Annotated in this window: 25 protein-coding genes and 1 pseudogene; 14 read left to right on the top strand and 12 right to left on the bottom strand. The window is 68.6% G+C overall.

Features of this window, described 5'->3' with window-relative positions; translation table 11 throughout:
• Nucleotides 1–6: 6 nt before the first annotated feature.
• Nucleotides 7–3153: an error-prone DNA polymerase gene (locus J2852_RS22075; protein WP_209879809.1), complete on the top strand. Its 3147-nt coding sequence runs from the start codon at nucleotides 7–9 to the stop codon at nucleotides 3151–3153.
• A 145-nt stretch (nucleotides 3154–3298) separates the two neighbouring features.
• Here the strand turns inward: J2852_RS22075 and J2852_RS22070 are convergent, their stop codons facing one another.
• Complete coding sequence (locus J2852_RS22070) at nucleotides 3299–3877, bottom strand: tyrosine phosphatase family protein (protein WP_209879807.1); 579 nt, start codon at nucleotides 3875–3877, stop codon at nucleotides 3299–3301.
• A gap of 9 nt (nucleotides 3878–3886) precedes the next feature.
• Nucleotides 3887–4594, bottom strand: coding sequence for a tRNA-uridine aminocarboxypropyltransferase (locus tag J2852_RS22065; RefSeq protein WP_209879805.1), 708 nt, complete (start codon nucleotides 4592–4594; stop codon nucleotides 3887–3889).
• 263 nt (nucleotides 4595–4857) lie between these two features.
• On the opposite strand from J2852_RS22065, the gene J2852_RS22060 reads away from it, so the two are divergent.
• Nucleotides 4858–5028 (top strand): hypothetical protein, encoded by a 171-nt coding sequence (locus tag J2852_RS22060; protein ID WP_209879803.1) that lies wholly within the window; start codon nucleotides 4858–4860, stop codon nucleotides 5026–5028.
• Between the two features lie 21 nt (nucleotides 5029–5049).
• On the opposite strand, the gene J2852_RS22055 is transcribed toward J2852_RS22060, so the two are convergent.
• The 3 genes from J2852_RS22055 to J2852_RS22045 form a co-directional block, all read right to left on the bottom strand.
• Nucleotides 5050–5814, bottom strand: coding sequence for an ImuA family protein (locus tag J2852_RS22055; protein ID WP_209879801.1), 765 nt, complete (start codon nucleotides 5812–5814; stop codon nucleotides 5050–5052).
• Nucleotides 5815–5948: 134 nt separating this feature from the next.
• Nucleotides 5949–7040 (bottom strand): Tim44 domain-containing protein, encoded by a 1092-nt coding sequence (locus J2852_RS22050; RefSeq protein ID WP_209879800.1) that lies wholly within the window; start codon nucleotides 7038–7040, stop codon nucleotides 5949–5951.
• Nucleotides 7041–7198: 158 nt separating this feature from the next.
• Entirely contained in the window at nucleotides 7199–7453 is a 255-nt protein-coding gene (locus J2852_RS22045; protein ID WP_209879798.1) for a hypothetical protein, read from the bottom strand.
• Nucleotides 7454–7846: 393 nt separating this feature from the next.
• Here J2852_RS22045 and nhaA point away from each other — a divergent pair, with 393 nt between their 5' ends.
• The 7 genes from nhaA to J2852_RS22010 all read left to right on the top strand — a co-directional run bounded on the left by nhaA (nucleotide 7847) and on the right by J2852_RS22010 (nucleotide 14493).
• A complete protein-coding gene (gene nhaA, locus J2852_RS22040; protein ID WP_209880085.1) occupies nucleotides 7847–9073 on the top strand; it encodes a Na+/H+ antiporter NhaA in 1227 nt (408 codons plus the stop codon).
• A gap of 87 nt (nucleotides 9074–9160) precedes the next feature.
• Complete coding sequence (locus J2852_RS22035; RefSeq protein WP_209879796.1) at nucleotides 9161–9586, top strand: DUF4112 domain-containing protein; 426 nt, start codon at nucleotides 9161–9163, stop codon at nucleotides 9584–9586.
• 116 nt (nucleotides 9587–9702) lie between these two features.
• The gene (locus tag J2852_RS22030) at nucleotides 9703–10377 is read left to right on the top strand and encodes a hypothetical protein (RefSeq protein ID WP_209879794.1); all 675 of its coding nucleotides are present in this window, start codon (nucleotides 9703–9705) and stop codon (nucleotides 10375–10377) included.
• Between the two features lie 105 nt (nucleotides 10378–10482).
• A complete protein-coding gene (gene hemN, locus J2852_RS22025) occupies nucleotides 10483–11889 on the top strand; it encodes an oxygen-independent coproporphyrinogen III oxidase (protein WP_209879792.1) in 1407 nt (468 codons plus the stop codon).
• A gap of 275 nt (nucleotides 11890–12164) precedes the next feature.
• Entirely contained in the window at nucleotides 12165–12782 is a 618-nt protein-coding gene (locus tag J2852_RS22020; RefSeq protein WP_209879789.1) for a glutathione S-transferase family protein, read from the top strand.
• A 36-nt stretch (nucleotides 12783–12818) separates the two neighbouring features.
• Nucleotides 12819–14012 (top strand): M20 aminoacylase family protein, encoded by a 1194-nt coding sequence (locus J2852_RS22015; protein WP_209879786.1) that lies wholly within the window; start codon nucleotides 12819–12821, stop codon nucleotides 14010–14012.
• A 4-nt stretch (nucleotides 14013–14016) separates the two neighbouring features.
• Nucleotides 14017–14493: a protease complex subunit PrcB family protein gene (locus J2852_RS22010; protein ID WP_209879783.1), complete on the top strand. Its 477-nt coding sequence runs from the start codon at nucleotides 14017–14019 to the stop codon at nucleotides 14491–14493.
• Between the two features lie 53 nt (nucleotides 14494–14546).
• Here J2852_RS22010 and J2852_RS22005 read toward each other — a convergent pair whose 3' ends face one another.
• The 3 genes from J2852_RS22005 to J2852_RS21995 all read right to left on the bottom strand — a co-directional run bounded on the left by J2852_RS22005 (nucleotide 14547) and on the right by J2852_RS21995 (nucleotide 18197).
• Nucleotides 14547–15440: an ABC transporter permease gene (locus tag J2852_RS22005; RefSeq protein WP_209879779.1), complete on the bottom strand. Its 894-nt coding sequence runs from the start codon at nucleotides 15438–15440 to the stop codon at nucleotides 14547–14549.
• Nucleotides 15437–16402 (bottom strand): ABC transporter permease, encoded by a 966-nt coding sequence (locus tag J2852_RS22000; protein ID WP_209879777.1) that lies wholly within the window; start codon nucleotides 16400–16402, stop codon nucleotides 15437–15439. The genes J2852_RS22005 and J2852_RS22000 overlap by 4 nt, the downstream gene beginning before the upstream one ends.
• 133 nt (nucleotides 16403–16535) lie before the next feature.
• Nucleotides 16536–18197 (bottom strand): peptide ABC transporter substrate-binding protein, encoded by a 1662-nt coding sequence (locus J2852_RS21995; protein ID WP_209879774.1) that lies wholly within the window; start codon nucleotides 18195–18197, stop codon nucleotides 16536–16538.
• A 117-nt stretch (nucleotides 18198–18314) separates the two neighbouring features.
• Between J2852_RS21995 and J2852_RS21990 the strand changes: the two genes are divergently transcribed.
• The 3 genes from J2852_RS21990 to J2852_RS21980 all read left to right on the top strand — a co-directional run bounded on the left by J2852_RS21990 (nucleotide 18315) and on the right by J2852_RS21980 (nucleotide 21001).
• A complete protein-coding gene (locus J2852_RS21990; RefSeq protein ID WP_246499909.1) occupies nucleotides 18315–19121 on the top strand; it encodes an enoyl-CoA hydratase-related protein in 807 nt (268 codons plus the stop codon).
• 203 nt (nucleotides 19122–19324) lie between these two features.
• Nucleotides 19325–20752: a DHA2 family efflux MFS transporter permease subunit gene (locus tag J2852_RS21985; RefSeq protein ID WP_209879771.1), complete on the top strand. Its 1428-nt coding sequence runs from the start codon at nucleotides 19325–19327 to the stop codon at nucleotides 20750–20752.
• A 45-nt stretch (nucleotides 20753–20797) separates the two neighbouring features.
• The gene (locus J2852_RS21980; RefSeq protein WP_209879768.1) at nucleotides 20798–21001 is read left to right on the top strand and encodes a hypothetical protein; all 204 of its coding nucleotides are present in this window, start codon (nucleotides 20798–20800) and stop codon (nucleotides 20999–21001) included.
• Here the strand turns inward: J2852_RS21980 and J2852_RS21975 are convergent.
• Nucleotides 20967–21212, bottom strand: a complete 246-nt coding sequence (locus tag J2852_RS21975; RefSeq protein WP_209879765.1) for a hypothetical protein — start codon at nucleotides 21210–21212, stop codon at nucleotides 20967–20969. The genes J2852_RS21980 and J2852_RS21975 overlap by 35 nt on opposite strands.
• 180 nt (nucleotides 21213–21392) lie before the next feature.
• Between J2852_RS21975 and J2852_RS21970 the strand changes: the two genes are divergently transcribed.
• Both J2852_RS21970 and J2852_RS21965 read left to right on the top strand, forming a co-directional pair.
• Nucleotides 21393–23045: a thiamine pyrophosphate-dependent enzyme gene (locus tag J2852_RS21970; protein ID WP_246499908.1), complete on the top strand. Its 1653-nt coding sequence runs from the start codon at nucleotides 21393–21395 to the stop codon at nucleotides 23043–23045.
• 187 nt (nucleotides 23046–23232) lie between these two features.
• A complete protein-coding gene (locus J2852_RS21965) occupies nucleotides 23233–24123 on the top strand; it encodes a LysR family transcriptional regulator (RefSeq protein ID WP_209880079.1) in 891 nt (296 codons plus the stop codon).
• Nucleotides 24124–24754: 631 nt separating this feature from the next.
• Here the strand turns inward: J2852_RS21965 and J2852_RS21960 are convergent.
• From J2852_RS21960 to J2852_RS21955, 3 genes and pseudogenes are all read right to left on the bottom strand, one after another.
• Entirely contained in the window at nucleotides 24755–25141 is a 387-nt protein-coding gene (locus J2852_RS21960) for a hypothetical protein (RefSeq protein ID WP_209879759.1), read from the bottom strand.
• A 1-nt stretch (nucleotide 25142) separates the two neighbouring features.
• Nucleotides 25143–25613 (bottom strand): DUF4755 domain-containing protein, encoded by a 471-nt coding sequence (locus J2852_RS31660; protein WP_246499915.1) that lies wholly within the window; start codon nucleotides 25611–25613, stop codon nucleotides 25143–25145.
• Nucleotides 25614–25924: 311 nt separating this feature from the next.
• Nucleotides 25925–26012, bottom strand: a pseudogene (locus tag J2852_RS21955) (IS5/IS1182 family transposase); the annotation flags it as partial.

The following is a 26012-nucleotide window of genomic DNA, read 5'->3' as shown; positions in this document are numbered from 1 at the left end:
GGAATCATGACCCCCTACGCCGAACTCCAGGTCACCACGAACTTCAGCTTCCTCGAAGGGGCGTCGCACCCGGATGAACTGGCGCGGACCGCCGCGTCGCTCGGGCATGCGGCCATCGCGGTGACCGACCGCAACACGCTGGCCGGGGTGGTGCGGGCACACCTTGCCGCCAAGGAGCACGGGCTGCGGCTGGTCGTCGGCTGCCGGCTCGACCTGACCGACTCGGGCAGCGTGCTGGCCTACCCCACTGACCGCGCGGCCTACGCGCGGCTGTCGCGCCTGCTGACGCTGGGCAAGCGCCGGGCGCCGAAGGGGGAATGCTTCCTGGGACGCGAGGACGTGCTGGAGCACGGCCGGGGCATGCTGTTCCTGCTGGTCCCGCCGGAGCGGCGCGACGCCTCCTTCATCCATGAGCTGCGCGCGTGGAAGGCGGGGCTGGGCCGGCGGCTGCACCTTGCGGCCAGCCACCGCTACCGGGGCGACGACGCCAGGCGGCTGGCGTGGCTGGCCGGTCTGGCGGAGGCGGAGCGCGTGCCGCTGGTGGCGACCAACGACGTGCTGTGCCACTCCCCGGCCCGCCGCCAACTGGCCGACGTGCTGACCTGCATCCGCGAGGGCACGACCATCGACGAGGCCGGTTGGCGCCTGTCCGCCAACGCCGAACGGCACCTGAAGCCCGGCGTCGAAATGGCCCGCCTGTTCCGCCATTACCCGCACGCCGTCGCCCGCACGGTGGAGATCGCCGAGGCCTGCCGCTTCTCCCTGACGGAGCTGTGCTACGAATACCCGGACGAGGTCGCGGAGGACGGCCGCAGCCCGCAGGAGACGCTGATCGACCTGACGTGGCGCGGGGCGGCGAAGCGTTACCCGGACGGCGTTCCGGACAAGGTCACGGCGGCGCTGAACCATGAACTGGGGCTGATCGGGCAGCTGGGCTACGCGCCTTATTTCCTGACCGTGCACGACATCGTGCGCTACGCCCGCTCACAGGACATCCTCTGCCAGGGGCGCGGGTCGGCGGCCAACTCGGCGGTGTGCTACTGCCTGGGCATCACGGAGATCGATCCGGCCCGCTTCGATCTGCTGTTCGAACGCTTCGTCTCCGCCGCCCGCAACGAGCCGCCGGACATCGACGTCGATTTCGAGCATGAGCATCGCGAGCGGGTCATCCAGTACATCTATGGAAAATACGGCCGCGACCGCGCCGGGCTGACGGCCACCGTGATCCGCTACCGCGCGCGCGGCGCCATCCGCGAGGTCGGCAAGGCCATGGGGCTGTCGGCCGATCTGGTGGCGCGGCTGTCCAATTCCATCTGGGGCTGGAGCCGCGAAGGCGTGGACGAGGAACGCGCCCGCCAATACGGCCTCGACCCCGATGATCCGCGCTTGAAGCTGACCCTGGAGCTGGCGCGGGAGCTGATCGGCTTTCCCCGCCACCTGTCGCAGCATGTCGGCGGCTTCGTCATCACGCGCGGCCTGCTGAGCGAGCTGTGCCCCGTCGCCAACGCCGCCATGGACGGCCGCACGACCATCGAATGGGACAAGGACGACATCGACGCGCTGCGCATCCTGAAGGTGGACGTGCTGGCGCTGGGCATGCTGACCTGCATGCACCGGGCCTTCGACCTGCTGGAACGGCATTACGGCCGCTCGCTGACGCTGGCGACCGTCCCGGCGGAGGATCCGGCCGTCTACGCGATGCTGAGCAAGGCCGACAGCCTCGGCGTCTTCCAGGTGGAGAGCCGGGCGCAGATGTCCATGCTGCCGCGCTTGCGCCCCAGGGAGTTCTACGATTTGGTCATCCAGGTCGCCATCGTGCGGCCCGGCCCGATCCAGGGCGACATGGTCCACCCCTACCTGCGCCGCCGCAACGACTTGGAGCCGGTCAGCTATCCCTCACCCGAACTGGAAGCGGTTCTGCACAAGACGCTGGGCGTGCCGCTGTTCCAGGAGCAGGCGATGAAGATCGCCATCGTCGGCGCCGGCTTCAGCCCGGAGGACGCCGACCGGCTGCGCCGCGCCATGGCGACCTTCCGCAAAACCGGGCTGGTCCACACCTTCCGCGACCAGTTCATTGAGGGCATGGCCGCCAAGGGCTACGACCGCGCCTTCGCCGAGCGCTGCTTCCGCCAGATCGAGGGCTTCGGCGAATACGGCTTCCCGGAAAGCCACGCGGCGAGCTTCGCCCTGCTGGCCTACGTGTCGGCTTGGGTGAAGTGCTTCCATCCCGACGTGTTCGCGGCGGCGCTGCTGAACAGCCAGCCCATGGGCTTCTACGCCCCCGCCCAGATCGTCCGCGACGCGCGGGAGCATGGCGTGACCATCCTGCCGCCCGACGTGAACCGGTCCGACTGGGACTGCACGCTGGAGCCCTTGCACCCTCGCCCCTCCGGAGAGAGGCACGCCCTGCGCCTTGGCCTTCGCCTCATCCGGGGCATGACCGAAGACCACGCTCACGCCCTCGTCCTGTCGCGTGGGACCGGCTACCGCGACCCCTACGACCTGTGGCGCCGGGCGAGGCTGCCTGTGGCCACGCTGGAGCGGTTGGCCAAAGCCGACGCTTTCCGCTCGGCGGGGCTCGACCGGCGGGCGGCGCTGTGGGCGGTGAAGGCGCTGGGGGAGCAACCGCTGCCGCTGTTCGCGCAACTGGACGATTCCGGCATCGACGAGCCGGCCGCCGCCCTGCCCGGCATGGCCCTGGGCGAGCATGTGGTGATGGATTACGGCAGCCTGTCGCTGTCGCTGAAGGCGCACCCGATGGATCTGCTGCGCGACGGTTTCGCGGGCGTTACCCCGGCCGATCGACTGCGCGCGGTGCGCCCCGGCCGGCGGGTGACCGTGGTCGGGCTGGCGCTGGTCCGCCAACGGCCGGGCAGCGCCAACGGCGTCATCTTCATCACGCTGGAGGACGAAACCGGCATCGCCAACCTCGTCATCATGCCCGACGTGTTCGAGACGTTCCGGAAGGAGATCCTCAGCGCCCGCCTGCTTGCCGCCACCGGCCGCGTGGAGAAGGAAGGACCGGCGGGCGAGGTCATCCACCTGCGCGTCGAACGGTTGGTGGACCTGACCCACAGGCTGAACGACCTGATGGGAGACTTCGCCCCCGGCATGGCGGTCGGGGCGCTCCCGGAAGGGCGGAATTTCCGGTGAGGGCTCCGGCCGTTGGGCCCCCACCCTAACCCTCCCCCACCTTCGGCGAGGGAGGGAATTAAAAGCCCCTTCCCCCGTGCGCAGCATGGGGGAAGGTCGGGATGGGGGCCCGTTGCAAACGCCTTTGGGGAACGCCTTCGAAACGTCAGTCGATCAGGTCGGCCACTTCGCGGACGCGGCCGTTGTCGATCATGTACTGGACGAGATCCGGCCGTTCCTTGCCGTAGGCAAGGTGGCGGGCGCGCACGGCGGCGACCAGATCGCCGCCCCGGCCCAGCAGGTCGTCGGCGAACTCGATCATGCGCAGATTGGGCCAAGCCTTATGGCGGATGTTCACCACGGCGGCCATGGCGTCGGCGGCCGGACGCTCCGGGCGGGCCTGGGCCAGGATCATGGTCAGCGCGGCGGTCGAGCGCGAAATGCCGGCGTGGCAGTGCACCAGCAGATGCCCCACCCCCGCCGGTTCGGCCAGCAGGTCGCGGCCGAAGGCGAGGATGCGTTCCACGTCCGACCGCTGCGGCAGGACTTGGCCGAGATACGGGTCGATGATGTCGTGGAAGCGCAGTTCCAGCCGCTCGTGCTCGCCATAGGCGCCGAAGGCGGTCGGCTCCGGGTGGTTGGGGTCGAGGATCGACAGCACATGCGTCACCCCGGCCTCGCAGAAGCCGTTCAGTTCATCGAGGCCGCAAACGGTCAGGCCGAACGGGACGAAATCGCGGGACATGAATGCCTCTTATCCGTGGTCTTCCGGCGTTGCCGGCGCGTCCGCCTGAACCTCCGCCTCGGCCGGCGCAGCCTTCGGCAGCACCGGGCGCGGGCGCGGCGCGCGCAGCTTCTTCAGCAACAGCGAGAATGGCTTCAGCGCCCGGTCGAGGACCGTCGGGTCGGCCTCCAGCCGGGACAGCAGGAAGGCGCCGGCCTCCAGGGTCGAAACGCTTTCGCGCCGGGGCTCCTTGCGGGCCTGCCCATAAAGCGAGCGAAACTGCGGGTGCAGCACGATGCGGCGGCACTTCAGAAGCCACGGGTTGCGCCACCACAGGGTCTTGGCCTGGCTCCAGGTGCCGTCCAGCACGATGACGCCTTCCAAATCGCCCAGCACCAGATCGCTGTCCTTCTGGACGTTGCCGCCCTTGTCCACCACGGCGACCTCGGCCTTCGGCGCGTTGTCGCCCTGCTTGACCGGGCCGAGGTAGAGCACGCCCCAGCGCTTGTAATCGACTTCGCGCCCCAGGATGCGCTTCAGGTTCGACCAGCTGAGGCCGACCTTCAGGGCCGAATTCTTGAACTGGAGATGCGCGATCTGCGCCGTCCCCAGCGTCTCGCGCTTTTCCTGCGGGTGCTGGAGGATGAGCAGGAAGATCTGGTTGTCGATCGGCTCCACCGCCTCGCAAACGCACAAATGCTGAGGTTTTAGGCAGGTGGGGCAGGGTTCGGCGTGCATGGTCAGTCTCGGACAGAAAAGCGCGATGGCGCGACTATATGGGCCGCCCGGCGGCAAAAGGAAACCGAAAGGCGGATTCAGGGCCGTGATATAGCCTGTATCGAGGGTCGGGAGCGGGGTCGGATGAAAACAATGGGATTAAACGTTCGGTAACCAGTGACCTGGATCACTATGGGTCTGGACCTTGCATGATAGGGTCCAGGCATACACAGGACGGGTTGGGCTTGGAAAGGCTCTCCCCGACGATCAGAAGGAGGCCCGCCATGCTGCCCCCACATCTGGCCGACCGTTTGCTGAAGCAGCGGCGGGCCGAGGAATCGGCGGAATTCACCCGGCAGCTTCCGCTCTATGTGGAAGACCCCGCCTACCTTCATGACCCGGAACAGGACGGCGAGACGCCGCGCACGGAGCCGGACTGGGCGACCAACTACTGAGCCGGTCCTGACCCTGTTCGCTCAGGCGACCCCGACCAGCTTGTGTTGGGCCAATTGGCGTTCGGCGGGTTCAGCCACGACTGGCGCGGCCTGGGTCAGCGCACCGTCACGCCAGTCGAGCAACCACGCGCCCGGACGGCCTCCCCGGCAGCGCTCCAGCGCCACCCGCCAGCGCGGGTCTCCCACGCCCGGTTCATCGGGATCGCTGGGGGCCGAGCCGATGCTCCAGCGCGTAACGGCGGCACTCGCGGCGGAACGGCGCGGGCCGAGTTGCAGCAGGAATCCCGTCACACCCGAAGACTCGGCGGCCAGTTGAAGCCGCCGGCTTGCCGTCAGATCCAGGCCGCCGGCCTCGCCCAGCACGGCCGACAGGCGCTTGCAGCGCAACGCCTCCTCCATCGCCCACAGGGCGTCGGCATCCCGCGTCGCGCGCACGGCGATCAGGCGATCCGGCGTCAGCCCATAGGCCGCCAGCCCGGCGGCGTGCAAATCCCGTCCCCGCACGATCCACACGGCTGGAGCCGCCCCCGTCGCCAGCCGCGCGAGCAGGCCGGCGGCGAAAGCCGTTCCGGCGCCGGGGTCCTCCCCCGCCACCTCGTGCAGGCAGCCGAGCGGCAACCCGCCCCCCGGCAGCGCCGAATCGAGATCGGGCAGGCCGAAGGGCAGAACGCGCGCGCCCTCCCCGCCCAGCCCCTCCAGGCGCTGGATGCGGGCGCGCAGATCGGCAAGGCGTGCGGCTTTATCCAGAGATGAATCCGGGGCCGCCGAAAGCAGGGCGTCGGGCATGACTCGAGTCCGTCGATCAGGCTTTTGTTCCTGATATGTTCTATCACAGCCCGCCCGTCCAGGGGAGTCCGCAAAGCAAAAGGGGCGCCCTTTCGGACGCCCCTTCGCGGGATCGGCTGTTGCGCCGGAACCGGTCAGCGGACCTGCTGGATCGCCGAGAGATGCCAGCGGCCGCCGCGCGGACGGGCGAAGGTCCAGACCTCCGTCGCCTCGACCGGGCGGTTGGGGTCGCCATCGACCACGCGGTTGGTCGCGCGCTCCACCGTCGTGTCGATCAGCGAGAAGCGCATCGCGACGGTGGCGTACTCGACGTTGCCCTCGCGCCACGCCTCGGCCAGGTCGCCCTGGAGCAGGCGGACGTCGGACAGCTTGTTGACCACGCCGCGGTTGGCGTTCTCGGCCAGTTCCTGGGAGAAGTAGGACAGCATCTCCGGCGTCACGACGGCGCGCAGAGCGGCCTGATCCTCCCGCCCGTAGGCGGTCTGGACCTCGACCAGCGTCTTCTCGAACGCCTCGTAGTCGGCCGGGCCGATGCCCACGTCGTCACGCCCGACACCCGGACGGGCCGCACCGGCCGGAGCGGCGCCGCCGCCCAGCGGGCCAGCACCGACCGGCCCACCACCGACCGGCCCACCACCGACCGGGTTGTAGCGCACGTCGGCGGCGTCGCGGTTCAGCGGGCCACCCGGCGGCACCGGGCCGGCGTAGGCGGTGTTGCCACCCAGCGGACCGGCGCCCATCGGCCGGCCGGCCTGCGCGGAGCGGTTCCGGAAGAACTTCATGGCCAGACGGACCAGGAACACGACCAGCAGGATCTGCAGGATGAAGCCCAGGATGCCGGCGAAGCTGCCCAGCCCCGAGAAGAAGCCGCCGCCGAACAGCAGGCCGCCGATGCCGGCGCCGATCAGGCCGCCCATCAGGGCCGGCATGAAGCCGCCGCGCGAGAAGAAGCCGCCGGACTGCGCCGCCGGAGCGGCCGCGCCCGGACGCTGCTGCATGCCCGGCGACGGGGTCGGGGCCGCGGAGCGTTCCATCGGGGCGGCGGTGGACGGCGCCGTGTTGGTCGTCGCCGGGGCCTCATAGGTGCGCGAGCCTCGGCTGCCCGAGGAGCTGCTCTTGCCGGCGCGGGCGTCGGCGGTGCCGGCGGTCAGCGCAACCGCCAGCGCGAGGGCGACGGCGCCAAAGGCGCGGGTCTTGGTACGAGTGGGTCGGGTGTTCTGGGTCATGGCCTGTCGTATCAGCCCTCTGGTCGGGTCGTCCGCTGTGTATGACGTCCGCATATATGGTGTGGTCTTGCCGCCTTTTTAGAGGGGGATGCGGCATTCCGAAACACGAAAGGGCACCCCCGGGGGATGCCCTTTTGATCGTTCGGTGCGCGAGACCGTCAGGCCGAGACCGCGCGGGCGAAGCGGCCGTCACGGTCGGAACCGCCACCCTGAAGGGCCGCGATGCCCCAGGCTTTGTCGCTCGCTCCCACGGACGCTCCGAGAGACCCCACGGCGGCCCCCATGGCAGCCCAGGTGCGGCGACGGACCTCGATCTGGCGGCGGCAGTCGCGCGAGCAGTAAAGCGGCGCCGGTCCACGGGACGAACTGCGTTTGAACGGCTGCCCGCAGCAGGCGCAGTAAAGGGTTTCCATGGTTTCCTCCCAAGCTCCGAATGCCCGGCCTTTGGTGGCCGGTGCCGTTTGTTCGTTTTGTTGTCGTTGAGCCCATTATTTCGCGCGCCAGCCCTTCGCACGCCAGCGAGCAATCGGCATATGGCCGTTGGTATCCGCTTCCTAAGACCAACAAAGGGCGGTTGAAATTGTTGCGCGAAGAATGGTTTAGCGTCCAAACGCAACCCCCGTTCCGCGTCAATCCGCCGCAAGCTCGACCTTTCGCTCGGGGCCTGATGCCCCTACATGCCCGACAGACCGATTCCGGTACCCCCGATTCCAGAGCACCCTGGAGCGCCCCGCGTGTTGAGGGCAAGGCGGCCGCCCCCGCAAGCCCGGATGACCGCAAAAAGACGACACAACAAGGCGAGTATGATGAAGCTTCCCGCGATCCGCCAATTTCTGCAAAGCGAGGCCACCGCCGGCGTGGCGCTGATGATCACCTCGGCCATTGCGCTGATCTGGGCGAATTCGCCCGCGGCCCCGCTGTACGAGGCGTTCCTCGCGCTGCCGGTGACCATGACGGCGGGCGGGATCGGGATCGACAAGCCGCTTCTGCTGTGGATCAACGACGGCCTGATGGCCGTGTTCTTCCTGCTCGTCGGGCTGGAGATCAAGCGCGAGGTGCTGGCGGGGGAACTGTCCAACCGCGCCAAGGCGATGCTGCCGGGCATCGCGGCGCTGGGCGGCATGGCGGTACCGGCGCTGGTCTATGTCTTTTTCAACTGGGGCGACCCGGTGACGCTCCAGGGCTGGGCCATCCCGGCGGCCACGGACATCGCCTTCGCGGTCGGCGTCCTGGCGCTGCTGGGGTCGCGGGTGCCGACGACGTTGCGCATTTTCCTGCTGGCGCTGGCGATCATGGACGACCTCGGCGCCATCGTCATCATCGCCGCCTTCTACAGCCACGGCATCGTCCCCACGGCGCTGGGCTTCGCCGCCATCGCCGGGCTGGGCCTGTTCTGGATGAACCTGATCGGGGTGCGCAGCCTGACGCCCTACATGCTGCTGGGGCTGGTGCTGTGGGTCTGCGTGCTGAAATCCGGCATCCACGCCACGCTGGCCGGCGTGGCGCTGGCCTTCGCCATTCCGTTGCGCGGCGATGGGAATGGAAACGGGAACGGGCATGAACATGGAAACGGTCATGAGGAGTCCCCCCTGCACCGGCTGGAGCACGCGCTGCACCCCTGGGTGGCCTATCTGATCCTGCCGGTCTTCGCGCTGGCCAACGCCGGCGTCTCGCTGGCCGGCATCACCCCGGCGAGCCTGGCCGAGCCGGTGCCGCTGGGCATCGCCCTGGGCCTGTTCGTGGGCAAGCAGGTGGGCGTGATGCTGACCTCCTGGCTGGCGGTCCGCTTCGGCCTGTCCGCACTGCCGGCCGGGGCCGGATGGGTGCAGTTCTACGGCGTGTCGGTGCTGACCGGCATCGGCTTCACCATGAGCCTGTTCATCGGCAACCTCGCCTTCCCCGATCCGGAGCATGCGGTGGCGGTGCGGCTGGGCGTGCTGGCGGGGTCCATCGCCTCGGCGCTGTTCGGCTACGCGCTGCTTTACGTCGCCGGGGCGACGCGCGCCGTCCGGGTGGCCCAACCCATGCGATGATCGGGTGTGGAGGTTCATGGAACCCGGTCGCGGGGCAGGTGGTTGATCGAATGTAGCCTGCCCGGCGAACACCATCCGGTGACCACCATGAACGCCACCAGCACCCGCCCCGCGCCCGCCTCACGCCATTCGCGAGCCTCGGCCGCGTCGCCGGCGATCGACATCGACCTGAAGCGGCTGGAGCGATTGCGCTCTCTGACGCGGCTGATGGACACGCGCTGGCGCGTTCCCGGCACCCGGATCCCGGTCGGGCTGGACGGCATCGCCAGCCTCCTCCCCGTCGTCGGCGACACGGCGACGGCGGTGGTGTCGGTCTACATCGTCCTGGAGGCGGCGCGCTTCGGCCTGCCGAAAAGCCTGATCGCCCGCATGGTCGGAAACGTGGTTCTGGACTGGGCGGGCGGTTCGGTCCCGGTGGTCGGCACCATCTTCGACATCGCCTTCAAGGCCAACCGCCGCAACCTCGACCTGCTGCACGAGCATCTGGAGGAACGGCTGGCGGCGTTCGCTTAGCGGTCTCTTCGACGCCCGCACTCTCCCGGCCGGTCCATGCCCAGGCGGATTGACGGCAAGCCGCTTGCATGGCTTGGGCCCAAGCTTGGCCGCAGAGAAACGAGCAGGAGAAACACATGACCGTGACATCCGTCGCGGAGGCCGCGAGAGCGCACGCCCTTCCCCACCGCCAACACACGGCCGCCCCGCCGGAAGACCGGCCGTTTTCAACGTTCCTGGCCGAGGCGGCGGCGCCGGCCGGAGAGGCCGCGACGAAAGCGGCCGCCCCATCCACCGGCAAGGCGCCCGCCTCCTCGCTGTCCGGGAGCGCGGGGACCCAGGTCGGCAAAAGCGTCCCACTGTCCCGTTCCGCCCAGGAGGTGAAGGCAGAAACTGCCGCCCTTGCCGAGGAACTGCACCAGCGGCTGGTTTGCGCGGGCGTGAACACGGACGTGCCCGTCACGCTGGACGTGGCCCAGGACGGCAGCGTCGTCGTGCGCGGCGACCATCCCGACAAGGCGAAGATCGAAAGCCTCTTCGCCGAGGATCCGGACTTCGCCAATCGGTACCGCCAGGTCTCGCAGGACAACTCCATGATCGCCCTGGGCATGGTCGGGGTGCGCTACCGCATCGCGCTCGACGAGGCCAAGGACGAGGAGGAGCGCGACCGCGTCATGCGCCGCTTCGACGCCGTCATCCAGCAACTGAGCAAGGCGTCCGGCCAGATGACCCTGTCGGGCGGGCAGATGAGCAGCGCGTCGATGGACATGGCCACGGCCTTCCTGGGCGTGCCGGGCTGGGCCGCCGGCTGACGGCGAAAGGGGGGCTTCGCGCAAAAGGGTGAGGGAGGGGGTCCTTGACGGTCGCTTGACGTGGGTCAAAGCGGTATGATGCCGCCTCGACGATCTTCCCGAGCCATGAACGCGATCCTCCCCGTGACCTCCGCCGCCGCCTCCCTGAATGTTGGCCTCAACGCCGGCCTGCTCGCCAAGTACGACGGCCTGCGCGTGCCCCGCTACACCAGCTACCCGACCGCGCCGCACTTCACGCCCCAGGTGAGCGCGGACGTGTATCGCGGCTGGCTGGCGGAGTTGGACACGGCCAGCCTCGCGGGCTCGCTCTACCTGCACGTGCCCTTCTGCCAGAAGATGTGCTGGTACTGCGGCTGCCACACCAAGATCGTGGCCCGCTACGCCCCCATCGCGGAGTATCTGGGCCATCTGCGGCGCGAGGTCGGCATGGTCGCCGATCTGATCCCCGGCCGGCTGAAGGTTCGCCACATCCATTTCGGCGGCGGCACGCCGACCATGATGGCGCCCGAGGATTTCGAGTCGATCATCGCCCTGCTGCGCCAGCGGTACGACGTGGTGGACGGCGCCGAGATCGCGGTGGAGATCGACCCGCGCACCCTGACCAAGGAGATGGCCGACGCGCTGGGCCGCGCCGGGGTCAACCGCGCCTCGCTGGGCGTGCAGGATTTCGACGGCGACGTGCAGGCGGCCATCAACCGCCTTCAGCCGCAGGAGATGACCGAGCGGACGCTGGAATGGTTGCGCGCCGCCGGCATCCACCACGTCAACCTGGACCTGATGTATGGCCTGCCCAAGCAGTCGGTGGAGAGCGTCGCCCGCTCCGCCCGGATCGCGCTGTCCATGGATCCGGACCGCCTGTCGGTGTTCGGCTACGCCCACGTTCCGTGGATGAAGACGCACCAGAAGAAGATCGACGAGTCCGCCCTGGCCGACACGCTCGGCCGGTGGGAGCAGTTCGCGGCCATCGCTGAGGTGGTGACCGGCGCCGGCTACCACCCCATCGGCCTCGACCACTTCGCCAAGCCAACCGACGAGCTGTCGGTGCAGCAGGCCGAAGGGCGGCTCAGCCGCAACTTCCAGGGCTACACCACCGACGACGCGGAGGTCCTGCTGGGCTTCGGCGCGTCCTCCATCGGCGCGCTGCCGCAGGGCTACGTGCAGAACGCCGTGCCCTTCGACCAGTACGCCCAGGCCATCGAGGCCGGGAAGCTTGCCACCGGGAAGGGTCTTGTTCTGACCGACGAGGACCGGCTGCGCCGCGACCTGATCGTGCGGCTGATGTGCGATCTGGCGGTGGACGTGGGCGCCGTGGCGACCGCGCACGGGCTCGACGCCGGGGCCTTCGACGCCGATCTGGCGGGGATGGATGATCTGGTCGCCGACGGCGTCGCCGTGGTGGAAGGCCGCCGGGTCAGCGTGCCCGAATCCGCCCGCCCGCTGATGCGCATCGTGGCCGCGCGCTTTGATACTTACCTGTCCACAGGTGCTGGGCGGCACAGCCGCGCGGTGTAAGGACAAGTCCGGCAATCGGGCCCCCATCCCAACCTTCCCCCATGCTGGGCACGGGGGAAGGAGCTTCGTCCCCTCCCCCGCCTCTCGCGCAAACCAATGGTTTGCGCTGACGGCGTCAGGCGAATGCCTTCGGCATTCGCTGAGAGCCGCAAGGTGGGGGAGGGTTAGGGTGGGGGCCCACAGCCAGGACGCCGCGCCCTCTGGCCTTCCGGCCGCAAATCGGCGACAGTGTGTCCAAACCGCACAATCACCGATGCGGGAGAGGGCCGACACCGATGATCACGCTGTACACCTTCGCCACGCCGAACGGGCACAAGGCCTCCATCCTGCTGGAGGAGCTGGGCCTCACCTACAAGGTCCAGAAGATCGACATCGTCGCGGGCGAGAACAAGCGGCCCGACTATCTGGCCGTCAGCCCGATCAGCAAGGTGCCGGCGGTGGTCGAGGATCTGCCCGGCGGCAAGAAGCGCCGGCTGTTCGGGTCGGGCGCCATCCTGCTGCATTACGCCGAGCGCACCGGCCGCCTGCTGCCCGAAAGCGTGGACGACCGCGCCGAGGCGATGAGCTGGTTCATGCTGGGCATCAGCGATCTCGGCCCCACGGCGGTGGACATGTTCCGCTTCTCCGTCCGCGCGCCGGAGCGCATCCCCTACGCCATCGACCTGTTCAAGGGCGAGCTGATGCGCACCTACGGCGCGCTGGATAGCCGGCTGGGCGAGGCGGAGTATCTGGCCAACAGCTACTCCATCGCCGACATCGCCTGTTATCCCTTCATCGCGGCGGCGGCAGTGGCCGGCGGCAGCCTGCTGGAACGCTTCCCCAACCTGAAGCGCTGGCACGACGCGGTCGCCGACCGCCCGGCGGTCAAGCGCGGCATGGCGGTGCCGGAGTAACCCGGCCCGCCGCCCCAACCAACGCACGTTAGAAACATGCCCATCATCAACCGCATCGCCGAATTCCACACGGACATGACCGCCTGGCGGCGCGACATCCACGCCCACCCCGAACTGGGGTACGAGGAGCACCGCACCTCCGACATCGTGGCCGCCAAGCTGGCCGAGTGGGGCATCGCGGTGCACCGCGGCCTTGCCGGCACCGGCGTGGTCGGCACGCTGAAGGGCCGGGGCGAGGGCACGCGGGCCATCGGGCTGCGCGCCGACATGGACGCGCTGCCGATGCCGGAGGCGAACACCTTCGACCACGCCTCGCGCCACGATGGCAAGATGCACGCCTGCGGCCACGACGGCCACACTACCATGCTGCTGGGTGCGGCCCGCTATCTGGCGGAGACGCGCAACTTCGACGGCACGGTGCATTTCATCTTCCAGCCCGCCGAGGAAGGGCGCGGCGGCGGCCGGCGCATGATCGAGGAAGGGCTGTTCCGACAGTTCGACTGCGAACAGGTCTACGGCCTGCACAACTGGCCGGACCTGCCGGCCAACACCATCGCCGTGCACCCCGGCCCGGTGATGGCGGCGGCCGACCAGTTCACCATCACCGTGGAAGGCCACGGCGGCCACGCCGCGATCCCGCACAAGGCGGTCGATCCGGTGCTGGTCGCCGCACACATCGTCACGGCGGTGCAGAGCCTCGTCAGCCGCTTCACCGACCCGGCGGACAGCGCCGTCGTTTCCGTCACCTGGGTGCAGGCCGGCACCGCCTACAACGTCATCCCCGACGAGGCGAAGCTGCACGGCACCGTGCGCACCTTCAACGAGGCCACCCGCGCCCGCATCGAGCAGCAGCTGGGCCGCATGGCCGAGAGCATCGCCGCCGGCTTCGGCGCGAAGGCGTCGCTGGAGTTCCGCCCCGGCTATCCGCCGACCGTCAACACCGAGGCCGAGGCGCGCGTCGTCGCCGCCGTCGCGGCCAAGGTGGTGGGCGAGACCAACGTGTCCTGGGCCCCCGACCCGACCATGGGGGCGGAGGATTTCGGCTACATGCTGCGCGAACGGCCGGGCGCCTACATCTGGCTCGGCCACGGAGCCCGCGGCAACGATGGGCATGGGGGTCCGGGCTGCCGGCTGCACAACCCGCACTACGACTTCAACGACGACATCCTGACCACGGGCGCCAGCTATTGGGCCACGCTGGTCGAGACCATCCTGCCACGGAGCGCCTGACCGCATGCGAGTGACGACCTCCCCCGCCGCCGCCCTTCTCGCCTTCGCCGTCGCTCTGCCTCTGCTGGGCGCCTGCCAGACGACTTCGGATGGGGCGGGGGCGTCGCGTTCGCTGATCCCCGCCGACGCCGCCCCCGGCACCTACTGGCAGGGCGACCGCAGCCAGGCGTTCGAGCGCGCCTACGTCGTCGCCCGCACTCCCCAGGAATGGACGGAGCTGTGGTCCCGCGTCGGCGAACCCGCGCCGGTGTCGCTGCCGGACGGCCAGATGGCGGTCGCCGTGTTCGTCGGCCCCCGTGACACGGCGGGTTACGGCGTCAGCATCGACCGCGTGCAGGTGAACGGCGGCGATCTCCTCGTCGGCTATCATGAGCGCGTCCCCGGCCCGACGCAGGCCGTGGCGCAGATGCAAACCAGCCCCTACGCCGTGCGCCTGCTGCCGAAGGTCGCCGGCACGCCGAAGTTCCAGCGCGAGAAGTAACCACATCCCCTCCCCTGCGAAGCGGGGGAGGGTTAGGGAGGGGGCAGAGCGCCTCACCGCTTCCCCGAGGTCCTCGGGTCCAGCGCATCCTGCAACCCATCCCCCAGGAGGTTGACCGCGATCACCGTCAGGAAGATCAGCAGCCCCGGCCACACGGCCAGCAGGGGCGCCGTGCCGACCAGTTCCTGCGCGTTGGTCAGCATGTTGCCCCAGGAGGGCAGCGGCGGCTGGATGCCGAGGCCGAGGAAGCTCAGCACCGATTCCAGCAGGATCACGTTGCCGACCGTCAGCGTCGTCGCCACCACGGCGGGGGCGGCCACGTTCGGCAGGATGTGGGCCAGCATGATGCGCCGGCTGCCCGCCCCCATCGCCACCGCCGCCCGCACATAGTCGCGCCGCCGCGCCGACAGGGTCGCCCCGCGCACCAGCCGCGCCACGGTGGTCCAGCCGAACAGCGCCACCAGCACGACGATGCGCAGCAGGCTGGCGTCCTCCGCACCCGCGACCTCCGGCGGAACACCCAGCCGCGTCAGGTCGATGGCGCCCAGCACGATCAGCAGCGGAAGCAGCGGCAAGGCGATCAGCCCGTCGGTCAGCCGCATCAGCAAGTCATCCAGCCGCCCGCCGAAATAGCCGGCCAGCAGCCCGATGCCCGTCCCGATGATCCCGGAGGCCAGCGCCGCCGCCACCCCGACGAACAGCGACACCCGCCCGCCGTAGAGCAGCCGCACCAGCACGTCACGCCCAAGCTCGTCGGTGCCCAACGGGTGCGCCAGGGTCGGCGGGCCGAAGCGGTCGAGCAGGCTGATCGCCGTCACCTCCGTGCCCAGTGCGTTTTCCACCCAGGGGGCGGCCAGCGCCGCGCCGGCCAGCACCAGCAGCAGAACGGCGCTCGCGACCGCCAAACGGTGACGCCCAAAACGCCGCAGGAAGCGCCGGCCCCTCACCCCTCCCCTCCCTTGAAGGACACGCGCGGGTCCAGCGCGGCGTAGGCGATGTCGGCCAGCAGGTTGCCGACCAACGTGGTCAGCGTGGCGAACAGCAGCGCCACCAGCGCCACGTTCAGGTCGTTGCCCATGATGCTGTCGTAGATCAGCTTGCCCATGCCCGGCCACGCGAACATGGTTTCGGTCACCAGAGCGCCGGAGAACAGCACGCCGAACTCCAGCGCCACGACGGTGACGATGGGGATCAGCGCGTTGCGCAGCGCGTGCCGCCAGACGACGCGGCTCTCGCCCAGCCCCTTGGCGCGGGCGGTGCGGACATAGTCCTGGCGCAGTTCCCCCATCATCGCCGCCCGGACGTAGCGCGTGTAGCCGCCGATGCTGGCCAGCGTCAGCGAGGCCACCGGCAGCACGAGGTAGGGCAGCCGCTCCACCAGGCTCTCCCCGCCGACCGGGCCGAGGCCGGAGGCCGGCAGCCATTGCAGTTCAACGGCGAACAGCAGGATCAGCAGCAGCGCCAGCCAGAAGACCGGAACGGAGATGCCGGCGAAGCAGAACAGGTTGATGACGTTGTCCGCCCAGCCGTGCGGCCGCCGCGCCGCGTAGACGCCGAGCGGCAGGGCGACCGCCACCGACAGCGCCATGGACGCCCCCAGCAGCACCAGCGTGTTCAGCAGGCGCGGCCCCAGGACCGTCAGCACCGGCTGCGCGTAGAGCCGCGAATAGCCGAAGTCGCCGGACAGCGCGGCGGAGAGCCAGTGCCAGTAGCGTTCCAGCAGCGGCCTGTCGAGCCCGTACAGCGCCTTCAGCCGCGCCGCATCGGCCGGCGTGGCGCGCGGGTTGCCGGCCAGCATCATGTCCACCGGGTCGCCCGGCATCAGCGCCATCAGCACCGTGACGGCAAGGCTCATCAGGGCCAGCACGACCAGCGCCTGGAGCAGGCGGGAGGCGAGGAAGCGGGTCATGCGGGCTCCTTGGCCGCGCTTCTGCAACGAGTCCCCATCCCGGCCTTCCCCCACCTGCGGCGGGGGAAGGAGAGAAGCCCTCCCCCGCCGCAGGTGGGGGAGGGTTGGGTGGGGGCCCGCATCAAGAACCTCCTCACCCCTTCGGCTTCCACGTCTCGATCCACAGGGTGCTGGAATCCTGATGCCCGGTCGGCACGACGCCGTCCAGCCAGGGCGGCAGGATGTAGGGGTCGGCGCGGAAGAACAGCGGCAGGTTCGGCAGATCCTCCGCGTAAATCCTTTGCAGCTTCGCCCACAGCGCGCGGTTGGCGTCCGGCTCGCAGACATGCTCCAGGTCTTCCAGAACCTTGTCCATCTCGGGGTTCCGGTAGCCTGCGTAGTTCTGACCGGACCAGTTGTTCGCCTCGGTCGGGACCATGCTGGAATGGAAGATGGTGCGCGGGATGTTCTCCGGCGCGCTGACCCAGGCGAACAGAGCCATCGCCTTGAAGCGGCGCTTGTCCAGGGTCTCGCCGAACAGGACGCGCGGCGGCTCGTTGACGATGCGCACGTCGACGCCGGCTTGCCGCCATTGCGCCTGAAGCACCTGCTGCAACACCTCGCGGGAGCGGTTGCCGGCGGTGGTCATGATCTCCAGCGACAGCCGCTCGCCCTGGGCGTTGTGGCGCACGCCGGCGCGCCGCTGATTCCAGCCGGCCTCGTCGAGCAGCTTGGCCGCCAGCGCCGGGTCGTAAGCATAGGTCGCGTAGCCCGGCGCGTGCACGCGGTCGAGCGGGCTGATCTCGTTGTGTGCGACCGGCTGGCGCCCGTCGAACAACTGCTTGGAGATCGCCTCGCGGTCGATGGCGTGCAGCAGAGCCTTGCGCACGCGCAGGTCTTTCAGCGCCGGGTTGTCGAGGTTCAGCTCCACATGCTCGAAGAAGAGGCCCGGCTTGTAGATCACCTGGAACCGGCTGCCGTGCCGCTTCTCGAAGGCCAGCACCTGATCGAGCGGCAGGCCCGTCTCGCCCGGCACCATGTCCACTTGGCCCGCCAGCAGGTTGGCCTCCAGCGCGGCGGTGTTCTCGATGGTCTTGACGATCACCCGCTTGAAGGCGGGCGCCTGACCCCACCATGTCGGGTTCGGCTCCAGCACCACATGGCTGCCGGGCTCGACCTGGGTGATGCGGTAGGGGCCGAACCACAGGCCGGGGTTGGTGGTGTCGGTCTCGTATTTGGAGCGGGTGCGGTAATTGGCCGGGTCGGCCTCGAACACCGGGCGTTCCAGATGGGACGGCAGGATTTCGAAGTCGTTGATCTCGCGGTAGGTGCAGACCGGCTTTTCGCGATGAATGGTGAAGGTGCGCTCGTCCTTCACGTCGATGGCGACGATGTCGCGGGCGAAGAGGTCGAAGTTGCCGTAGCCGCTCTGCGGGTGCTTGCCAACCGTCCAGGTGAACAGCACGTCCTCGGTCGTCACCGGCTTGCCGTCCCCCCAGGCCGCCTTGGGGTTGATGGTGTAGGTGACCTTGATGCCCTTGCCGCCGTCAGGCCGCGTCTCATACTCCGCCGTGCCCTTCTCCAGCGCGGGCAGTTCGGTGCACAGCAGGCAGGTCAGTTGCCAGTCCGTGTCGTAGGCGGTGAAGGGCCGGCGCGCCATCGACAGCACATAGGCCTTGGACGCCATCGCCTCGATGGAGGGGTGCCAGTTGGCCGGGAACTGGGTCAGGCCGATGACCAGCTCGTCCTTCTCGGCAAGAGCCGGGGCCGACAGCAGCGAGGTGGCAATGGTAAGCGCGGCCAATCCGGATCGCATCGCGGTGTCGTCCCCCTCCTCGACATTCGAACCTACGGACTATGGGGAGCGGCGCAGTCCTGGTCCAGAGTCTAAGCGCTTGACGCGCAACGCGGGTGCGTGGTTGTGCATTCGCTAATGGACAACGAAACCACCGGGAACCCCATGGCCGGCACCGTGACCCTGACGCGCGAGGGCGTCGTCGCCACCCTGACGCTCAGCAACCCCGACAAGCTCAACGCCTTCGACAAGCCCATGTGGCACGCGCTGATCCCGGCGCTGCGGCAGCTTGGGGCGGACGACTCGGTGCGCGTGGTGGTGCTGCGCGGGGACGGCGGGCGGGCCTTCAGCCCCGGCGCCGACATCTCGGAGTTCGAGACGGAGCGCAACAGCCCCGAACAGGGCATCGCCTACGGCCATTTGATGGACGAAGGGCTGCACCTGCTGCGCGAGCTGCCGCACCCGACGCTGGCCGCCATCCAGGGCGCCTGCTGCGGCATCGGCCTCGCCGTGGCGCTGGCCTGCGACCTGCGGGTGTGCACCGACGCCAGCCGCTTCGGCGTGCCGGTCAGCCGGCTCGGCATCTCCATGCCCCTGCCGGAAATGAAGCTTCTCTACGACATCGCCGGCGGCCCGGCGGCGCTGGAAATCCTGCTGGAAGGCCGCGTCTTCGACGCCGCGGAGGCCAAGGACAAGCGCCTCGTCCACCGCATCGTCGCCCAGGACGCCTTCGAAGGCGAAATCGCCGCGACCTGCGAGCGCATCGTCGGCGGCGCCCCGCTGGCCGCCCGCCTGCACAAGCGCTTCATCCGCCGCTTCGCCGACCCGGGCCCGCTCAGCGAGGATGAGATCGCCGAATGCTGCGACTGCTACGGCACGGAAGACTTCCGCGAGGGCTACCGGGCCTTCCTGGAACGGCGCAAGCCGGTGTTCCGGGGGCGGTGAGAAGCCCCGTGAGAAGCCCCTGCGGCGGGCCCCCACCCTAACCCTCCCCCACCTTCGGCGAGGGAGGGAACTTTAAACCCCTTCCCCCACCGAAGGTGGGGGAAGGTCGGGATGGGGGCCCGCTTGCCGAACTTCTCTGACCGCATGACAGGGTCCCCGCCAAAGCGATGGTCCACGCACCCGCAAACCCCACATAGCTCGCTATGCCTCGCACCAGCCGCATCGTCCCCCTGATCATCGCCTGCGCCTTCTTCATGGAGCATCTGGACGCGACGATCATCGCGACAGCACTCCCCCAGATCGCGCGGTCGATGGGCGAGGATCCGTTGCGGCTCAGCCTCGCCATGACCTCCTACATGCTGGCGCTGGCGGTGTTCCTGCCGGTCAGCGGCTGGGCCGCCGACCGGTTCGGCGCGCGCACGGTGTTCGCCTCGGCCATCGTGGTGTTCACGGCGGGCTCGGTGTTGTGCGGATTGTCCAACGGGCTTTACGAGCTGGTGGCGGCGCGCGTGGTCCAGGGCATCGGCGGCGCCATGATGGTGCCGGTCGGCCGGCTGATCCTGCTGAAGACCGTGCCCAAGGACCAGCTGGTCAGCGCCATGGCGACCATGACCCTCCCCGCGCTGATCGGGCCGGCGCTGGGACCGCTGGTCGGCGGCTTCATCGCCACCTACGCCTCGTGGCGCTGGATCTTCTTCATCAACGTGCCCATCGGCCTGCTTGGCCTCGGCCTTGTGCTCAGCCTCATCCCGAACGTCAAGGAGGCGGAGCGCGACCCGTTCGACGCCACCGGCTTCGTGCTGAGCGCGCTGGCGCTGGCCGCCCTGATGTTCGGGCTGGAGAATGTCGGCCACGGCGTCCTGCGGCCCTGGGCGGTCGCCGGGGTGCTGGCGGTCGGGGTGCTGACCGCATGGCTCTACCTGCGCCACGCCCGCCGGGTGGAGCGGCCGGTGCTCGACCCCACGCTGTTCCGGCTGCCGACCTATTCGGCCTCGGTTCTCGGCGGCACGCTGTTCCGCATCGGCATCGGTGCCGTGCCCTTCCTGATGCCGCTGCTGCTCCAGGTCGGGTTCGGGCGGACGGCGTTCGAGGCCGGCAGCCTGACCTTCGCCGGGGCGGTCGGCGCCCTGGCCATGAAGACGGTGGCCCCGCCGATCCTGCGCCGCTTCGGCTTCCGCCGCGTGCTGATCGCCAACGCGCTGCTGAGCGGCCTGATCCTGATGAGCTACGCGGCCTTCCGGCCGGACACGGCGCATTGGGTCATCCTGGGCGCGCTGCTGGCCGGCGGGTTCTTCCGCTCGCTCCAGTTCTCCGGCCTCAACAGCCTCGCCTACGCCGAGGTGCCGCAGCGGCGCATGAGCCGCGCCAACACCCTGTCCACCGTGATGCAGCAGATCGCGCTGAGCCTGGGCGTCGCGGTGGGCGCCCTGGTGCTGAGCCTGACGCAGCTGTGGACCGGCGGCACTGCGCTGGCGCCGGCGGATTTCGTGCCGGCCTTCCTGACCATCGGCGTGATGGCCTGCGTCTCGGCGCTGTTCTTCGTGCCGCTGCCGGCCGACGCGGGCGCGGAGATCAGCGGCCACGGCCGGACACAAAAAGCGGTGTCGGAGGCGGTCGAAGCGGCGGATTGACGGCTACGCCTGTTACTTCCGGAACGACACCACCGGAGATTCACCATGCCCGACAAGAACCGCGACAAGCCGACCTTCGCCAACGACCTGGACGGATTGCAGGCGCCGTCCATCGAGACGACGCCCGGCACCATCCCGCAGACGCCGCTGCCCGGACGCGCGCCGTCGCGGCCGGAGGCCGACAGCAACAGCGAGGTCGGCACGGAAGACGAAGCTACTGATCGTCCCAATCCGGCTCGTCGGCCTTGAGCAGTTCGACGAGGCGCGCGACGCGGCCGGACGGCGGATGGCGGGTCGCCAGCCCCATGTAGTCGTCGGCCGCCGTCCAGGTGCGTGCCTCCATCAGCTCGGCCGGGCTGGCGCCGGTGCCGATGATGCCGGCGATGCGCATGTCGTCGAGCCGGCCGCAGATCTCGATCACCTGATCGCGGGTGAGGGTCGGCTGGTGCTGATCGGGCATTCGGGGGTCCTCCTTGCCTGAACCGCTGCCACCGGATTAGCGGGCGGCCAGAGTGGGCGCAACGGCGCAAGGGTGGCAGCATCAGATTTGATGGGCCGATTTCGCCGCGTTGACAGCAGGGCGGCGGCCCGCCTTAACTCCGCGCGCATTCACCGTCTGGACGCCGCGAAAGGCCAGCCCATGCCCGACCTCCCCGCCCGCACCGGCGCCCGCCTGCTGGTCGATGCGCTGCGCGCCCACGGCACCGACACCGTCTTCACCCTGCCCGGCGACCATCTGGTGGATGTGCTCGACGCCCTGCTCGACACGCCCGACGTCCGCACGGTGACCGGACGGCAGGAGGTGGGGCTGAGCTTCATGGCCGAGGCGCACGGCCGGCTGACTGGCCGCCCCGGCGTCGCCCTGGTCAACGGCGGCCCATCCGCCGCGTCGGTCATGATCGGGGTGCAGACCGCCCGGCAGGACGCCACCCCCATGCTTCTGTTGATCGGCGAGGGCGCGGCGGGCGTTTACGGCACCCCCGATCCCTGCCGCCTGTTCGAGCCCGTCGCGAAATGGACCGCGCGCATCGACGAAGCCGCCCAGCTTCCCGAGATCGTCGCCCAGGCCTTCCACACCGCCATCTCCGGTCAGCCGGGGCCGGTCGTGCTGGTCCTGCCGCAAACCATGCTGGCGGCCGAGGCAGCGATTCCCGACACGCCCCCTTTCCCCCCGGAAGACACCCCGTTCCCCGACCTCGATGCGCTCCGCACACTGCTCGCCGAGGCCGAACGGCCTTTGCTGCTCGTCGGCGGCTCCACCTGGACCGACGCGGCCTGCGCCGACCTGAAGAGCTTTGCCGAGGCCCACGGCCTGCCCGTCGCCTGCGCCTTCCGGCGTCAGGACATCCTTGACAACGAAAGCCCCAGCCATGCCGGCGATCTCGGCACTTGGCCGAGCCCGGCTCTGGTCCAGCGGGTGGCTGACGCCGACCTGCTGCTGGTGCTGGGCGCGCGGCTGGACGAGATCGGCGACGCCGCGCCGACCGGCACGGTGGTCCACGCGCACCCCTGCGCGGAGGAACTGGACCGCATCCCCGGCGCCGCTCTGACGATCCGCACCGCCATGGCCCCGCTGGCCGCCGCTCTGGCCGCCATGCCCGCCACCCTGCCCACCACCGAATCCCCGCGCTGGGCGGAATGGACCGAGGCGGCCCGCGCGGACTTCATGGCATGGCTGGAACCGGGCCCCTGCGTCGGCGACCTCGACCTCGGCTGGGTTTTCGGCTGGCTGCGCGACCGGCTGCCGCTGGACGCCGCCGTGGCGGTCGATACCGGCAGCTTTTCCAACTGGGCGCAACGGCACCTGCTCTACCGCCGGCCGGGGCGACAGCTGGGGCCGGCCAACGGCGCGCTCGGCTACGCCCTGCCGGCGGCCATCGCGGCCAAGCTCGCCAACCCGAAGAAGGTCGCCGTGGGCATGGCGGGGGACGGCGGTTTCCTGGCGACCTCGGCCGAACTGGCGACAGCCGTCCAGGCTGGCGCCGCCGTGATCCTGATCGTCGTCAACAACGGCATGTTCGGCACCGCGCGCCTGCACCAGGAATGGCGCTTCCCCGGCCGGGTCGGTGCCACCGCGCTCGCCAACCCCGACCTGAAGGCCTTGGCCGAGAGCTTCGGCGCCTTCGGCGTGACCGTGGAGCGCACGGAGGATTTCGTCCAGGCCTTCTGGGACGCGATGTGGAGTCGCAAGCCAGCGGTCATCGAACTGCGTGTGGACCCCGAGCAAATCACCGCCGGCTTTACCATCTCGCAGTTGCGGGCGGTCGCCTTGGCGGCGAGAAAGGGTGAATAAAGGCCCACTATTGCTGTGGCGGCCGAAAATTCTTACCAAGCTTGGCTCTTTTTCGTGCCGACCGCTTGCGGTTGGACGTGCGTTCGCACCGCGTTCCCGGTATATAAGTGCATGGCGGCTATGCGCCGGCAATAAAGAATGAACGGGAGGCCCTCCGCCACGATGCGGCTGGGCAAGGACAGGCATGATGGACTGGGACAAGCTTCGGGTCTTCCACGCCGTGGCCGAGGCTGGAAGCTTCACGCACGCCGGCGAGACGTTGAACCTCAGCCAATCGGCGGTCAGCCGCCAGATCAGTGCGCTGGAGGAAAGCCTCGGGGTGCCGCTGTTTCACCGGCACGCGCGGGGCCTCATCCTGACGGAGCAGGGCGAGCTTCTGCACCGGACGGCGCGCGACGTGTTCGCCAAGCTGTCGATGACCGAGGCGATGCTGACCGAAAGCCGGGAGCATCCCAAGGGACCGCTGCGCGTCACCACCACCGTGGCCTTCGGCTCCACCTGGCTGACGCCGCGCATCAACGAGTTCCTGTCGATCTACCCGGACATCCAGCTGACGCTGCTGATCGACGACACGGAACTGGACCTCGCCATGCGCGAGGCGGACATCGCCATCCGCATGAACACGCCGCGCCAGCCGGATTTGATCCAGCGGCACCTGATGTCGATCCGCTTCCACCTCTACGCGCACCAGAGCTACCTGAAGAAGCGCGGCGTGCCGAAGCTGCCGGCCGACCTGGACGGGCACGACATCATCGCCTACCCGCCCGACGTGCGCGCCCCGGTCACCAACGTGAACTGGATCATGGACATCGGCGACCCGGCGCCGGGTGCCCGCAAGCCGATCCTGCAGGTCAACAGCATCTACGCCATCTACCGGGCGGTGGAGAGCGGCCTGGGCATCGCGGCCCTGCCGGACTTCCTAGTGGACGGATCGAAGGATCTGGCCCGCGTTCTGCCGGACATCGACGGGCCGAAGGTGGACGCCTATTTCGTCTACGCCGAGGAACTGCGCCATTCCAAGCGCATCGCGGTGTTCCGCGACTTCCTGGTCAAAAAGGTGGCCGAGACTGCCTTCTGATCAGTCAGGCGTCCGATAAAGCGGCATTGCAAGCCGGTTGCCGCGCCGGGTGGTGGGGTGATGCTTCTTTGGCATCACCACCACTGGAATACGATTTTTGAGAGCGATTCCAGCCACTTGCAAGCCATGCGGATATCGCATGGCCGATTTAGCGATTTGTGGATGGATTCGCGGCACCAGAATGGCCAAATTTTGGGCGTTGGATATTGCGACGCAACATCCGGCGTTTCGTCCCGGAAGCCTGGCTTCCGGGGTTGGGTCTTCGGACCCAGCGTCTCCCAGACGTGAAGCCTCCCTGTTCAACTCGCCGCTAATCCACTGGGTTAGCGGCGGTTTTTTTATCGGGAGGGCGCTGGAGCCACACCGGGGCCACAGTTCGCACGGGCTGGCATTCAACCGACCTCCGGCCCTTTCCTAAATTCGCCTCAGTCAAACTCGCACGGGGGCACCTAGTGGTATGCACCAGACGGATCGTTACGTTTGTAGAACGAGATGATCCGTCTGGCGCGCTCCACTAGATTGGTGGCATCGTCACCCCTACCGCAGGGCGGGGGAAAGGAGGGGCCGGTGCAGGCACCCGTTTTGCCCGCTTTCCTGACTGCCCGCGGGCGGCCAGGAGCCCGGCACTGCTTCAGTTCGTGCCGACGGTCAGCAGCGGCTTCACTGCGCCGGGCGGATCGCCGTAGTAGCGGGTGATCTCGCCGTCCTCGGTCAGTGACGCCCAGACGTGGCCTTCGTGGTCGAAGGCCAAGCGGCCGTGCACCGTCGAGCAGTTGCCCGGCTGGCAGCCGAAGCCGAAGACGACGCCGTTGCGCTCCTCCATGGGCGCGCTGACGCCGTTTTTGGCCCACTTCAACCAGACCTTGTAATCCTTCGCAGGCATGATCTTGCGCACCGCGTCCAGGACGGCGGTGTCCTTCACCACCTCATAGACCTCGTGGCCGCGGGCGCGGACGGCAAGGTCGGCCGCCACCGCTGGCGTGGTGGTGGCGATCAGGATGATGGCGGCGGCTTTCACCTCACGCCTGCGCCATCGTACTTTGGTTGCATGTCTCTTTAAGCTGAAGGAAAATCTCATGCCACTTCTTCAGCATCTTCATGTCGTCCGTTTGGACATGCCATTCAGGCTTTTCAATATCAGCGACTTGAATAAAGAATCCGCTCTCTGCCTTTGCTTGGTCTCTCTGCGCTCTGTTGACAGCGTCAACCTGCGCACCCTGAATGAGGCCAACCGGCCCGAAAGTCCTTATTTGTTCATACCCGGATACTTTCCAGTTCCAGCTGCGAATACTGGACCAAGGCAACTCAGCAGCAACCCCTTTTTCAATAACGATGATGCGGTTCCGCGAAACTGCAAAGCCGCTTGCATTTATGCTGTTCACTGCGATTTGAACTCGCGCAACATCAAGGTAATCTGGCTCTGCCCCAAAGTGTTTAGCTGCCCACTCACGCGCTTGATTGCGGAGCCGTTTCTCTGCCTCCTCCGTCATCTTCTTGCATGAGCTTTTGTACATGATGACAGCTATAGGAATGAGGACTATGCTGAGCACGGCTAAAAGGAACAAAATGACGGCCGCGCCAGATCCTGGGCTGACCACCTGATCGTCGAAGATCTTCGTGGTTTTAATGGGCACTCGCTCTCTCCTTAGATGGTGCAAAACAGACTGACGCGGTAGCATTTGACGAACGGCGGAAAGTACCGTTGCAATTCTCAGGGGTAAAGCTGGAAGACCATCCGCTCTGCGGCGCAATGTCGCAGGCACCGCGATAGAGACGGTAAACTGTTTACCGTTTAGAGCGCCTAACAAAACCATTTCTGGACGAAGCGCCAGCAGATGAGGCTGGCGGCGATGTGATGGAAGGCGGAGAAGATGTCGGCGCGCCGCTCG

The organism is Azospirillum soli (assembly GCF_017876165.1).
Taxonomy (GTDB): Bacteria; Pseudomonadota; Alphaproteobacteria; order Azospirillales; family Azospirillaceae; genus Azospirillum; species Azospirillum soli.
Note: the sequence above shows the minus strand (reverse complement) of the source record. Positions and strands in the feature narration are given on the sequence as shown.

What these genes read in the sequence shown, in the direction of transcription:
- J2852_RS22075 (WP_209879809.1), top strand. Translation starts at nt 7, where the DNA reads ATGACCCCCTACGCCGAACTCCAGGTCACCACGAACTTCAGCTTCCTC.
- J2852_RS22070 (WP_209879807.1), bottom strand. Translation starts at nt 3,877, where the DNA reads ATGTCCCGCGATTTCGTCCCGTTCGGCCTGACCGTTTGCGGCCTCGAT.
- J2852_RS22065 (WP_209879805.1), bottom strand. Translation starts at nt 4,594, where the DNA reads ATGCACGCCGAACCCTGCCCCACCTGCCTAAAACCTCAGCATTTGTGC.
- J2852_RS22060 (WP_209879803.1), top strand. Translation starts at nt 4,858, where the DNA reads ATGCTGCCCCCACATCTGGCCGACCGTTTGCTGAAGCAGCGGCGGGCC.
- J2852_RS22055 (WP_209879801.1), bottom strand. Translation starts at nt 5,814, where the DNA reads ATGCCCGACGCCCTGCTTTCGGCGGCCCCGGATTCATCTCTGGATAAA.
- J2852_RS22050 (WP_209879800.1), bottom strand. Translation starts at nt 7,040, where the DNA reads ATGACCCAGAACACCCGACCCACTCGTACCAAGACCCGCGCCTTTGGC.
- J2852_RS22045 (WP_209879798.1), bottom strand. Translation starts at nt 7,453, where the DNA reads ATGGAAACCCTTTACTGCGCCTGCTGCGGGCAGCCGTTCAAACGCAGT.
- nhaA (WP_209880085.1), top strand. Translation starts at nt 7,847, where the DNA reads ATGAAGCTTCCCGCGATCCGCCAATTTCTGCAAAGCGAGGCCACCGCC.
- J2852_RS22035 (WP_209879796.1), top strand. Translation starts at nt 9,161, where the DNA reads ATGAACGCCACCAGCACCCGCCCCGCGCCCGCCTCACGCCATTCGCGA.
- J2852_RS22030 (WP_209879794.1), top strand. Translation starts at nt 9,703, where the DNA reads ATGACCGTGACATCCGTCGCGGAGGCCGCGAGAGCGCACGCCCTTCCC.
- hemN (WP_209879792.1), top strand. Translation starts at nt 10,483, where the DNA reads ATGAACGCGATCCTCCCCGTGACCTCCGCCGCCGCCTCCCTGAATGTT.
- J2852_RS22020 (WP_209879789.1), top strand. Translation starts at nt 12,165, where the DNA reads ATGATCACGCTGTACACCTTCGCCACGCCGAACGGGCACAAGGCCTCC.
- J2852_RS22015 (WP_209879786.1), top strand. Translation starts at nt 12,819, where the DNA reads ATGCCCATCATCAACCGCATCGCCGAATTCCACACGGACATGACCGCC.
- J2852_RS22010 (WP_209879783.1), top strand. Translation starts at nt 14,017, where the DNA reads ATGCGAGTGACGACCTCCCCCGCCGCCGCCCTTCTCGCCTTCGCCGTC.
- J2852_RS22000 (WP_209879777.1), bottom strand. Translation starts at nt 16,402, where the DNA reads ATGACCCGCTTCCTCGCCTCCCGCCTGCTCCAGGCGCTGGTCGTGCTG.
- J2852_RS21995 (WP_209879774.1), bottom strand. Translation starts at nt 18,197, where the DNA reads ATGCGATCCGGATTGGCCGCGCTTACCATTGCCACCTCGCTGCTGTCG.
- J2852_RS21990 (WP_246499909.1), top strand. Translation starts at nt 18,315, where the DNA reads ATGGACAACGAAACCACCGGGAACCCCATGGCCGGCACCGTGACCCTG.
- J2852_RS21985 (WP_209879771.1), top strand. Translation starts at nt 19,325, where the DNA reads ATGCCTCGCACCAGCCGCATCGTCCCCCTGATCATCGCCTGCGCCTTC.
- J2852_RS21980 (WP_209879768.1), top strand. Translation starts at nt 20,798, where the DNA reads ATGCCCGACAAGAACCGCGACAAGCCGACCTTCGCCAACGACCTGGAC.
- J2852_RS21975 (WP_209879765.1), bottom strand. Translation starts at nt 21,212, where the DNA reads ATGCCCGATCAGCACCAGCCGACCCTCACCCGCGATCAGGTGATCGAG.
- J2852_RS21970 (WP_246499908.1), top strand. Translation starts at nt 21,393, where the DNA reads ATGCCCGACCTCCCCGCCCGCACCGGCGCCCGCCTGCTGGTCGATGCG.
- J2852_RS21965 (WP_209880079.1), top strand. Translation starts at nt 23,233, where the DNA reads ATGGACTGGGACAAGCTTCGGGTCTTCCACGCCGTGGCCGAGGCTGGA.
- J2852_RS31660 (WP_246499915.1), bottom strand. Translation starts at nt 25,613, where the DNA reads ATGACGGAGGAGGCAGAGAAACGGCTCCGCAATCAAGCGCGTGAGTGG.